Source organism: Streptosporangium jomthongense (assembly GCF_042650425.1).
Lineage (GTDB): Bacteria > Actinomycetota > Actinomycetes > Streptosporangiales > Streptosporangiaceae > Streptosporangium.
This window is the reverse complement of sequence record NZ_JBHSBC010000008.1, coordinates 360,306-370,586: the sequence shown is the minus strand read 5'-3', so window position 1 is coordinate 370,586 and position 10,281 is coordinate 360,306. Positions and strand designations below refer to the sequence as shown.

At 71.5% G+C, this 10,281-nt stretch carries 11 protein-coding genes; 3 read left to right on the top strand and 8 right to left on the bottom strand.

The genetic code is table 11. From position 1 onward, the window contains the following. Positions 1-43: 43 nt before the first annotated feature. Complete coding sequence (locus ACFOYY_RS09695) at positions 44-400, bottom strand: arsenate reductase family protein (RefSeq protein ID WP_352012449.1); 357 nt, start codon at positions 398-400, stop codon at positions 44-46. A gap of 117 nt (positions 401-517) precedes the next feature. Beyond that, a complete protein-coding gene (locus ACFOYY_RS09690; protein WP_386189427.1) occupies positions 518-652 on the bottom strand; it encodes a hypothetical protein in 135 nt (44 codons plus the stop codon). Between the two features lie 27 nt (positions 653-679). Between ACFOYY_RS09690 and ACFOYY_RS09685 the strand changes: the two genes are divergently transcribed. Next, entirely contained in the window at positions 680-1,177 is a 498-nt protein-coding gene (locus ACFOYY_RS09685) for a hypothetical protein (RefSeq protein ID WP_386189425.1), read from the top strand. A gap of 19 nt (positions 1,178-1,196) precedes the next feature. On the opposite strand, the gene ACFOYY_RS09680 is transcribed toward ACFOYY_RS09685, so the two are convergent. After that, entirely contained in the window at positions 1,197-1,814 is a 618-nt protein-coding gene (locus ACFOYY_RS09680) for a TetR/AcrR family transcriptional regulator (protein ID WP_352012453.1), read from the bottom strand. A gap of 116 nt (positions 1,815-1,930) precedes the next feature. Here ACFOYY_RS09680 and ACFOYY_RS09675 point away from each other — a divergent pair, with 116 nt between their 5' ends. Next, positions 1,931-2,956 carry a hypothetical protein gene (locus ACFOYY_RS09675; RefSeq protein WP_386189423.1) on the top strand — a complete coding sequence of 342 codons (1,026 nt, stop codon included), beginning with the start codon at positions 1,931-1,933 and terminating at the stop codon, positions 2,954-2,956. Between the two features lie 9 nt (positions 2,957-2,965). On the opposite strand, the gene ACFOYY_RS09670 is transcribed toward ACFOYY_RS09675, so the two are convergent. The 3 genes from ACFOYY_RS09670 to ACFOYY_RS09660 all read right to left on the bottom strand — a co-directional run bounded on the left by ACFOYY_RS09670 (position 2,966) and on the right by ACFOYY_RS09660 (position 8,111). Beyond that, entirely contained in the window at positions 2,966-3,955 is a 990-nt protein-coding gene (locus ACFOYY_RS09670) for an NADPH:quinone reductase (RefSeq protein ID WP_386189421.1), read from the bottom strand. 109 nt (positions 3,956-4,064) lie between these two features. Next, positions 4,065-4,916, bottom strand: coding sequence for an alpha/beta fold hydrolase (locus tag ACFOYY_RS09665; RefSeq protein ID WP_386189419.1), 852 nt, complete (start codon positions 4,914-4,916; stop codon positions 4,065-4,067). Between the two features lie 309 nt (positions 4,917-5,225). Further along, entirely contained in the window at positions 5,226-8,111 is a 2,886-nt protein-coding gene (locus tag ACFOYY_RS09660) for an AfsR/SARP family transcriptional regulator (protein WP_386189417.1), read from the bottom strand. Positions 8,112-8,344: 233 nt separating this feature from the next. Between ACFOYY_RS09660 and ACFOYY_RS09655 the strand changes: the two genes are divergently transcribed. Next, on the top strand, positions 8,345-8,605 hold the full coding sequence (locus ACFOYY_RS09655) for a hypothetical protein (protein WP_352012458.1): 261 nt from the start codon (positions 8,345-8,347) through the stop codon (positions 8,603-8,605). Positions 8,606-8,658: 53 nt separating this feature from the next. On the opposite strand, the gene ACFOYY_RS09650 is transcribed toward ACFOYY_RS09655, so the two are convergent. Together ACFOYY_RS09650 and ACFOYY_RS09645 are read right to left on the bottom strand one after the other, a co-directional pair. After that, positions 8,659-9,486 carry an alpha/beta fold hydrolase gene (locus tag ACFOYY_RS09650; protein ID WP_352012459.1) on the bottom strand — a complete coding sequence of 276 codons (828 nt, stop codon included), beginning with the start codon at positions 9,484-9,486 and terminating at the stop codon, positions 8,659-8,661. Positions 9,487-9,690: 204 nt separating this feature from the next. Beyond that, entirely contained in the window at positions 9,691-10,233 is a 543-nt protein-coding gene (locus ACFOYY_RS09645) for a hypothetical protein (protein WP_386189415.1), read from the bottom strand. Between the last annotated feature and the right edge of the window lie 48 nt (positions 10,234-10,281).

Genomic DNA, 10,281 nt, shown 5'->3' with positions numbered 1-10,281 from the left:
GGCGAAGGCCCCACCCCTGAACGCCGTGGTGCGGGACCGGCCGTCACGGCAGGAGGGACCGCACGGATTCGGGTGTGCGGCCGACCACCGCCGTTCCGTCGTCCGCGGTGATGATGGGCCGCTGGATCAGGATCGGGTGAGCGGCCAGCGCCGCGATCCACCGGGGGCGGTGGCTCTCGTCGCGTGGCCACGTGGTGAGGCCCAGTTCGGCCGCCGCGGGTTCGGCGAGACGGGCGATGTCCCAGGGCTGCATGCCGAGACGTCGCAGCACGTCTTCGATCTCCTGGGCGGTGGGCGGCTCCTCCAGGTAGCGCCGCACGGTGTAGGCGGCGCCCGCCTCGTCGAGCAGTGAAAGAGCGGAGGCGCATTTGCTGCACGCGGGGTTGATCCAGATTTCCACGATGGTGATCCTTCCAGCTGCGGGCGTGCCGGCCATCCGGGCAGGGCGGTCAGGGCGGGGAACCGGCGACGCGAGCGGGCCTCGGCGCGCGGGGCGCCGAGGAGGGCGAGGTCTCCGTCAGCCGCCGCCGACGCCCAGGGCGGAGAGCAGGACGAGGAGCACGGTCACGACGGCGAACAACCCGTGCGCGCCGACCACCCCGATCGCGATCAGCCACATCGCTCCCTGGGACAGGAAGCGCGGATCCGCCACGAACCGTGAGGCGATTCCGCACCCGGCATGCGTCGCCGACCGGCCTGCGCAAGGTCGGCCGGCAGCCCCATCCAGGTCAGCATTCCCGACCGCCGCCACGAGCTGCTGGCCGGTCTCCTCCTCCGGGCCGTCCTGGCCGAAGGCGAGAACGAGACCGCCGCGAACGCCGCCATACGCACCGCCAGGCAGCACGGCGACGAACTCGGCGGCCAGGACCGCGCGCGCCTGCGGCCTGGCAGGCTCGGCGCCGAACGCGGCCTGACCCTGTGCGAGCAGATGCTCAACCAGCACGGCTTCGAGCCCGCCCGCGAGGCCCCCGACCGGCTACGGCTGCGCAACTGCCCCTTCCACCCCCTCGCCGCCCAGGCCCCCGACCTCGTCTGCGGCATGAACCACGCCTTCCTCACCGGATACCTGCAAGGACTGCAGGCCGGAGCCGTTCAGGCGGTTCTCGCTCCGCGCTCCGGCGAATGCTGTGTCCAGCTGCAGCACGCGCAGCCGCAGGACCCGCCCAAGGCCGGCTGACACCCGGGCGTGCGCGAGGTCAGTTCCGGGCCGGGGCGCGCCGCCGTACCAGGGGGAGGTAGACCTCGTCGACGATCTCGACGAGGACGTCGTCGGGAGCGGTGGGGACCCCGCGCACGACGAACTCGTTGCGCAGCAGGACCATGGCCACGGTGGCGACCCGTGGAGTGAGCGCCTCGGGGGCCACCTCGCCGCGCGCGAGCGCGCGTTCCAGGACGGTCAGCCACGGGGCCGCGGCGTCGTCACCGGACCGGTCCTGCAACTGTTCCAGGAGTTCCGAGGTCCCTCCGGCCGCGGCAAACAGCTCGCGCAGGATCGCGCCCTGCGGGGAGCTCCAGTAGCGGTTGGCCTGGCGGAGCAGTGCCAGGACGTCGCCCCGCAGGTCGCCGGTGTCGTCGGGGGAGATCGTCGTGGTCAGCCGCCGGTAGGCGGCGACGCCGAGCGCGAGGCGGTTCGGCCAGCGACGGTAGATGGCGTTCTTGTTGGTCCCGGCTCGCGCGGCGACCCTGTCCATGGTCAGCCCGGCGTATCCGGCCTCGGCCAGTTCGTCGGCCGCGGCGCTCAGGATCGCCTCCTCCAGGGCGGCCCCACGCCTCCTGGTACGTCCCGCCGGACTGCCTGCCGCGTCCTCTGTCATGGCTCTTCCCGTAGTCGATACCGGCCGTGCCCTCCCATCCTTGTTGCCGTCCCCCCCCTCGCACAAATAGGGTACTTGGAGTACCTTAAAACTCCCTCCAGAGAAAGGCACAGCACGTGCGCGCCAAGGGCATCAGCTATGACACCGGCTTCGTCGTCAACGGAACGATCGGTCACCGGCGGTTCGCCGCGGAGAACGTCAGGCGTGACATGCGCGCCATCCGCGACGACCTGAACTGCACCGCGGTCCGCGTCATGGGCGGCGACCCCGAACGGATCGAACTCGCCGCGGAGTGCGCCGCCGACCTCGGCCTCGAAGTCTGGTTCTCCCCGTACCCGCTCGAACTGACCGCCGGCGAGATGTTGTCGCTGTTCGCCGACTGCGCCGAACGCGCGGAGCGGCTCCGGCTGAGGGGAGCCGAGGTCGTGTTCGTCACCGGCGCCGAACTCTGCCTGATGAACAAGGGATTCCTGCCCGGTGACAGCATCGACGAGCGAGTCGAGCTGCTGAGCAGGCCGGACCAGGTGCGTGAACAGATCGGCACGGTCGGCGCACGGGTCAACGACTTCCTCGCCGAAGCGGTGGCGCTCGTCCGCGAACGCTTCGGCGGAAAGGTGACCTACGCCTCCGTGCCGCTCGAACGCGTCAACTGGGAGCCCTTCGACATCATGTCCGTGGACCTCTATCGGTCGGCTGAGATCGCCGACCGGTTCGCCGCCGGTGTCCACGGACTCGTCGCGCAGGGCAAGCCGGTCGCGATCACCGAGTTCGGCGCGGCGAGCTACCGGGGTGCAGGGGACAGGGGAGCCCTCGGCCTGGAGGTCGTCGAGTACGACCCGGCCACCCGCGCGCCCGTCCGGCTGAACGGCGAGTACGAACGTGACGAGGCCGGACAGGCCGCGTACGTGCGTGAACTGCTTGAGGTCTTCGACGCCGGAGGCGTCGACAGCGCCTTCGTGTTCACCTTCGCGCTCCACGACCACCCGTACCGCCCCGGCGGCGACCCCCGCGACGACCTGGACCTGGCCAGCTACGGCGTCGTCAAGGTCCACGAGGACCCGCAGAGACCGTGGGAGCCCAAGGCCGCCTTCCACTCCATCGCCGCTTACTACCGCTCCTCGCCGGAACCCGCGGCCCGGTGACCACCGCCTCTACGGGGAGAGCACGAGCCTGCCGTTGACGTCTCCCGTCTCCAGCCTGCGGTGTGCCTGGGCGGCCTGCGACAGCGGGAGCCGCCCGGCGACGCGGGGACGCCACCGGGTCTCGCGCAGCAGGAAGGCGACGCCGCCGGCCGCGTCGGCGAGATCGGCGACGGAGGCGTTGCTGATCGCGAACCCCACGACGGAGGCGTCCCGGGTGTAGAGGGAGCCGAGCGGCAGCGCCGGGGTGGCGTGCAGCCCGGCCATCACCACCAGCCGCCCGCCGTGGGCGAGAAGACCGACCCCGGCGGCCAGGTCCCCGCGCCCCGAGGTGTCCACCCACACGCGGTAGCCGCCGGGCGCGGCCGTACGTAGGCCGTCGGTCAGGTCCGGGTCGCGGTAGTCGAGGACCTCGGCGGCGCCCAGCGCGCGGACGGAGGCGAAGCCCTCCGGACGCGCGGTGGCGACCACGCGCGCCCCCGCCGCCACGGCCAGGGCGACCGCGGCGGACCCGACGTTGCCCGCCCCGCCGCCGACGTGGACGTTCTCCCCTGCCCGCAACCGCCCGTGCCGGAACAGGGCCAGCCACGCGGTCGCCGCCGGGTGGGCGGCGGCGACCAGATCGGCCTCGTCGACGCCCGGCGGAACCGGGTACAGCCGGTCGGCGGGGACCACGGCGTACTTGGCGAAGGAGCCCTGCCTGCCGTCGTGCCCCAGGCTGTTGCACCACACCGGCAGCCCCGGGGAGAAGCCGGTCGCGCCGGGTCCCACGGCGGCCACCTCGCCGACCAGGTCCCGGCCGATCACGAACGGCGACGGCATGGGCGTGGGGTAGGCGCCCGAGCGCACGAAGACGTCCACCGGGTCGGCGGCGACCATGCGCACCCGCACCAGGACGTCGGTGGGGCCGATGCCCGGCACCGGTATCCGGCCGTAGCGGATGGCCTCGGCGGGACCGGGGCCCGTGACGTGGGCGGCGTACATGTGCGCGGGCAGGGACATCGGTGCGCTCCGTCGTGTTCGTGGTCCTCGGGTGCCGTAAACGCTCCCGAGCGGCACGGCCGTACAGAAGGACCGACACGCCCGTCGTCTCGATCTCACCGTGAGGAGCTCACTGCGTGGCGGACGTCCGCCGCAGATGGGCGAGGACGACCTCGCTCTGGCCGACGACGGAGTGCCCGACCCCCGGCAGCAGGCGAACCGTCGCGTGCGGGACGGTCTCGTTCAGGCGCCGGACGGTGTCCTGCGAGTCGAGCATGGCGTCACGGTCACCGACGACGGCCAGCACGGGCATGGTCAGCTTCCGCAGCGTGTCGTCGGAGAAGACCGGCAACCGCTTACGGGGGAGGAACTGCCGGAAGGTGAGGGCCATCCCCTCAAGGAACTCCTCGGAACCCGGCATGTCGAGCCCTGCGACCGTCTCAAGCGTTTTGCGCTGTCCCCACAGACCGAACCGGTTCAGCAGTACGGCCTTCGGCACCCAGCCCCACTTCTGCCTGCCGATTCCGGCGGGGCACAGCAGCGCCAGGCACTCCACCCGGTCCGGGCGGCGGGTGGCGTAGTCCAGCGCCAGCCAGCCACCGAGCGAGGCACCGACCACGGACGTCCTCGACACCCCGAGTTCCCGCAGGACGTCGTCCAGCCAGAGGGCGTACGCCTCGGAGTCAAGCGGAGGGCGGGAGGGGGCGCTCAGGCCGGGCTCACCGATCATGTCGACGGCGTGGACGCGGAAGTGTCCGGCCCAGGAGGCCACCTCCGCGACCCACATCGCCGCGTTGGTTCCCGAGCCGTGCAACAGCACCAGCGGCGGCGCGTCCTCGGGGCCGGAGACCACGACGAAGGTCTCTCCCTCGCGGGTCGGGACCCTCCGGTGCTCGTAAGGAACGGGCCAGGTACGCAGGGTCTGGACGTACCGCTCGCGGATGCGCCGGCCGCCGTCCTCGGTCCGGTAGATGGCGGTCATGGCCCGACCACCGCGCCGGCGCGCCTCGGAGTCCGCCCGCCGCCGCCCGCGACGATGACCTTCATGTGACCCTCTCCTTCGTCGATGTGCCGTCCCCGCCCCGCCGGGTGCTCGCGCATCCGAACGAAGAGGGGAATCGCGATTCCCTAAAATTACCTTAACATCCCTCTTTGAGGGAAGAATAGGGAATATTAGGGAGTCGAGCAGGCCGGTCGCCGCCCAGGAAGCAGGAGGCAAGGGAGGCCGGAAGTCTCGACGGCCACCGTCTCAAGACCCCGCGGGGCCTCCGGGCCCGAGACGGGACGACCGTCACCGGGTCGCCCCGCTCTCCGAGGAGGTGTGAACCACCCCATGCCTCTCCAGGGCCTCGACCAGGCAGGACGGCCACGGGGAGGCGTCCTCGGTCCTGGCCCCCCGTTCGAGGGCCGCGGCGTAGGAGCGGGCGTCGAGGTTGCCGCGCACCAGCCGTACGGCCTCGATGTGCATCTCGTGGAAGGGGCGCAGGGTGATGAGGCCGACGCCCACGGCCTGGCGCAGATGACGGGCGGCGCCGAGGAGCTCGGCGGCCCGGTGGTACTGCCCGGCGGCGGCGACGGCCCAGGCCAGCGCCTCCGCTCCCCAGACGGGACCCCAGCGGTCGTCGATGTCGCGCTGGCGGACCAGGGAGTCGCGCAGCAGCTCGATGGCCGCGACGGTGTCGCCGAGCCGCAGCCTGGTCAGCCCGAGCGTCCACAGTGCCCATGATTGGGCCCAGGCCGCGCCGTTCGCATCGGCCTCCTCCAGGTAGGCGTCTCCCGCGGCGCGCGCGACGTCCGGGACGCCGAGGAAGGCACAGGCCATCGCCCAGAGCATGGTGGCCATGTGGGCGTCTCCCCGGGCACCCGCCCGCCGGAACATGTCCCTGGCCCGCGCCAGCACGGGGATCGCCCCGGCGTCGGAATGGGTGAGCATCGCATGGGCGCCCTCCAGATAGGTGGCGACGGGCGAGGCCGGAGCGCGGTGTTCGGCGAGATACCTCTCGGCGAGCCGGTGGTCGCCCTGCAGGAGGGCCACCCAGCTCAGCATCGCCAGCGCGTCGGTGCGCCGGGGGCCGGGCGCGGACAACGCGCAGGTGCGCTCCAGCCAGTGGCGGCCCTCACCGATGGTGCTGGTGAAGAACCAGGACCGGACACGGGTGAGGTTGACGGCGATCTCCAGGCCGTTGTCCGCCTGCCCCGGCTCGGTGACGCAGAAGTCCAGCGCCGTCCGCAGGTTGGGCAGCTCCCTTCGCAGCCGGGACAGCCACTCGACCTCGCGGACGCCGCACCACTCGGCCGCGGCGGTGGCGACCAGTCTCTGGTAGTGGTCGCGGTGGAGCCGCCGCAGCCGGGCTTCCGCGCCCATGTCGGCCAGTCTCCGCCCGCCGTACTGACGGATGGTCTCCAGAAGGCGGTAACGCGTACGGAGACCCTGGGTCCGCGCCAGCAGGACCGACTTGTGGCACAGGCTCGCCAGCAGATCCACGACGTCCCGGCGGGCGATGCCCGAGCCGGAGCACACGGCTTCGGCCGCCTCCAGGTCGAAACCGCTGGAGAAGACCGAAAGGCGCGCCCAGAGCAGGCGTTCCGGCTCGGTGCACAGCTCGTGGCTCCAGTCGATGACGTCCCACAACGTCCGGTGGTAGCGGGGCATGGCCCGGATGTCGCCGCCCAGCGGACGGAAGCAGTCATCGAGGCGCTCCAGGATCTCCGCGATGGACAGCGTGCCCAGCCGTACGGCGGCCAGTTCGATGGCCAGCGGGATGCCGTCCAGGCGCCTGCACAGCTGGACGACGAGGTCGTGGTTGTCGTGGGTGACACGGAAGTCCGGTGCCGCCGCCGCGGCCCGCGCCACCAGCAACGCCACCGCGTCGTAGCCGGTCAGCGGACGCTCCCGGGACGCGGCGGCCACGGGCGGCAGGGTGAGCGGGGGCACGACCAGCACGTGCTCATGGCGCAGGCCGAGCCGGTGCCTGCTGGTCGTCAGCATCCGCAGGCCCGGGGCGGCCCTGAGCAGGGTGTCGGCCAGAGCGCCGACCGCGGCGGCCACGTGCTCACAGTTGTCCAGCACCAGCAGCAGCCGCCTGTCACGCAGGAAGTCGGCCAGGACGTCGGCGGGCGGACGCGCGGACTGGTCGCGGATTCTCAGCGCCTGGACCACGAGGTGCTCAAGTGGCCGTCCTTCCGGCAACGCGGTCAGGTCGGCCAGCCACACCCCGTCGGGGAAGTCCCCGGACAGCTCGGCCGCCGCCCGCAGGGCCAGCCGGGTCTTGCCCACCCCGCCCGCGCCGGTCAGGGTGACCAGCCGGTTTCCTCTCACCAGGCGCCCGATGTCGGCGAGCTGACGTGCCCGGCCGATGAACGTCGTCACCTCCGCGGGCAGGTTGCCGCGCACCCGCGGTGGGCTGACGTAGGCCAGCGCGGGGCTGGCGGTGAGCAACCGCCGGTGCAGTTCACGCAGCTCGTCGCCGGGATCGACGCCGAGTTGCTCGACCAGCGCATCCCTGGCGTTGTGATAGCAGCGCAGGCTCTCGCCCCGGCGTCCCGACCGGTACAGCGCGAGCATCCGCTGTCTCCACAGTCGCTCCCTGAGCGGGTGCGCGGTGGTCAGCCCGTGCAGCTCGGCCAGCACGTCCTCGTGCCGTCCCAGCGCCAGGTCCGCCTCGATGCGAAGCTCAAGGGCGTCGAGCCTGCGTTCGTCGAGCACGGGGACGACGTCACGGCGTATGACCTCTGATCCGATGTCCGCGAGCGCCTCTCCGCGCCACAGGCGCAACGCCTCCCGAAGCAGCGTGGCGGCCTGCTCCGTCTCCTCGACGGCGGCCGCCGCCCGCGCGCGGCGCACCAGGGCGTCGAAACGGTGCAGGTCCAGCGTGTCGGCGGGCAGCTCGATCGCATACCCCCTCGGGTGCGTCGTCAGCGGGCACTCCCACCCCGCCCCGTTCAGCAGACGACGCAGCCGCAGCACGTAGTTCTGCAGCGTGTTGCGGGCGCCGTTGGGGGCGTCGTCCCCCCATACGCGTTCGATCAGCGTCTCGACGGTGACCACGCGATTGGCGTCCAGGAGCAGCGCCGCGAGCAGGGTGCGCAGCTTGGCCGCTCGGATGGTCAGGCGGTTGCCGTGGTGCAGGACCTCGACCGGCCCCAGAATCCTGAACTCGAAACCCAACCCTTTCACAGCGAATTGTAATCACATCATTACCCTCAGCTCGCAACGCGTCACGTACGGGCCCGCGACGGAGCGGTGCGCGTGACCGGCGGGTGACCGGCGTGTCGGCGGCCTCCACCACGCTACGAGTGACCGGAGCGCGCGACCCCACGGCACTGGGCGCGGGATCCCGGGTCGCGCCGCCCCGGTCCGCCGGAACGGGCACCGCCGTACGGCGTGCGAAGACAAGCGAAGGAGACGACATGACGACCAGGTTCCGTCCGGTGGCGCTGGCCGCCGCCGTGCTGGGCTCCGCCTGCCTGCTGACCGCGGGCCCGGCACACGCCACCGTCGCGACCGAGGGCACCGCCGTGCAGGCGCTCGGCGACGACGTCTACCGTGACTGGTTCACGAGCCACGCCAGGTGCGTGACCGCGGGCCAGGGCGGGATCGACCGGGGGCACTGGGGGCACTACACCTGCTCCGAGGGCGACGTGTTCTGGCACCTGTGGACCGACCGCTGAGCCGGCCCGCCGTGAGGGTGGTGCCCGTCGTGCGGACGGGCACCACCCGCGGGTCATGAGTTCAGGAATTCCAGCAGGTCGGCGTTGAACTTCTCCTTGTCGCCGGGCACCAGCGCGATGCCGTGTGAGCCGCCCTTGTACACCTTGTAGGTCGAGTTCGGGATGAGCTTCGAGGACTTGTCCGCCGAGGCCGCGATCGGCACGACCTGGTCGTCGTCACCGTGGATGATCAGGGTGGGAATGTCGAACCTCTTCAGGTCCTGGGTGAAGTCGGTGGCGGAGAAGGCGTCCACGCAGACCACCCCGGCCTCGATGTTCTCGGCCATGGCCATCAGCCAGAAGGCGTCCTTGTTGCCCTGCGTCACCTTGTTACCGGGCCGGTTGGCGCCGAAGAAGCCCTCCGCGGAGTCCTTCCAGAACTGCGAGCGCTCGGCGAGGATACCGGCCTTGATCTTGTCGAACACCTCCTGGGGAGTGCCCTCGGGGTTGTCGTCCGTCTTGAGCATCAGCGGCGGGACCGCCGACAGCAGCACAGCCTTACTGATGCGGTCGGTGCCGTGCCGGCCGATGTAGCGGGCCAGTTCCCCGCCTCCCATGGAGTGCGCGACCAGCGTGACGTCACGCAGGTCGAGCTTGGTGATGAGGTCGTTGAGATCGTCGGCGAAGGTGTCGAAGTCGTAACCATCGTGGGGGTGACTTGAGCGGCCGTGCCCCCGGCGGTCGTGCGCGATGGCCCGGAAGCCGTGGTCCTTGACCAGTTTCAGCTGGTCCTGCCAGGCGTCCGCGTTCAGCGGCCAGCCGTGGATGAAGACGACCGGCGGCCCGCTGCCCCAGTCGTAGAAGAAGATCTCTGTGCCGTCGCGCGTGGTCACGTAAGGCATGCCGTACCCTCCGAAGGTCTCCTGGGACGCGGCCTGGCCATGGATGGCCGGTGGCTCCGGTGTCGTCACGGAGGCGATACCGCCGGAGGGGCAGAAATAAGGCCAAAGCGAGGTCTGCGGATTTTTACCCGTCGGCCGGAATCGCTCCGCCGGTCCTGGGCGGACGGATTCCGGCCGGGGACCTCTCGACGTGTCCCGGCGAGGTCAGTTCCCGCGTTCGTGTCCGGCCGCCCTGAGCGCCTCGCCGAGAACGCGAACCGCCTTCGGCCCTACTCCGTGCATCGCCATCAGGTCGGCCTCGGTCAGTTCGGCGACCTGGGCGAGAGTGGTGATGCCGACGCCGGCGAGCGCCCGGGTGGCGGGCCCTCCGATGGCCTTGGGCAGGTCCCCGGTCTCACCGGCGACCGCCGTCTCTCCGGCGGCGGCCTGCCGCGCGAGCTGTCGCGGCGCGTGGAAGAACCAGGCGCGGCGCACCCAGTGGTTGAGCTGCTGACCGTCGATGTCCACGAGCGGGACACGTACGCCGGCCGACGTCCCGTCGTGGGGCAGCGGCTCCGCGGTCGGGTACGCCGCGAGAACCTTCTCCGCCTCCGTTGCGGGGAGGTGAAGGTGCACGTGGTCGTTGTCTCCCGTCGAGGCGAACAGGCTGCCGTGCACGGTGAACGCGATCACGCCGGGGCGGTCACCCTGCTCGGCGGTCCCGGGGAGGGAGAGCGCGGTCTTGCGAAGCTGGGCGAAAGTCGTCATGGGTCACTTTGGCATGCAGGACCGACAGAAGCTCCGTACGGCACGGAT

Bases quoted from the DNA above. Each gene is read 5' to 3' on its own strand.
- ACFOYY_RS09685 (WP_386189425.1), top strand. From the start codon at position 680: ATGCGTCGCCGACCGGCCTGCGCAAGGTCGGCCGGCAGCCCCATCCAG.
- ACFOYY_RS09680 (WP_352012453.1), bottom strand. From the start codon at position 1,814: ATGACAGAGGACGCGGCAGGCAGTCCGGCGGGACGTACCAGGAGGCGT.
- ACFOYY_RS09670 (WP_386189421.1), bottom strand. From the start codon at position 3,955: ATGTCCCTGCCCGCGCACATGTACGCCGCCCACGTCACGGGCCCCGGT.
- ACFOYY_RS09665 (WP_386189419.1), bottom strand. From the start codon at position 4,916: ATGACCGCCATCTACCGGACCGAGGACGGCGGCCGGCGCATCCGCGAG.
- ACFOYY_RS09655 (WP_352012458.1), top strand. From the start codon at position 8,345: ATGACGACCAGGTTCCGTCCGGTGGCGCTGGCCGCCGCCGTGCTGGGC.
- ACFOYY_RS09650 (WP_352012459.1), bottom strand. From the start codon at position 9,486: ATGCCTTACGTGACCACGCGCGACGGCACAGAGATCTTCTTCTACGAC.
- ACFOYY_RS09645 (WP_386189415.1), bottom strand. From the start codon at position 10,233: ATGACGACTTTCGCCCAGCTTCGCAAGACCGCGCTCTCCCTCCCCGGG.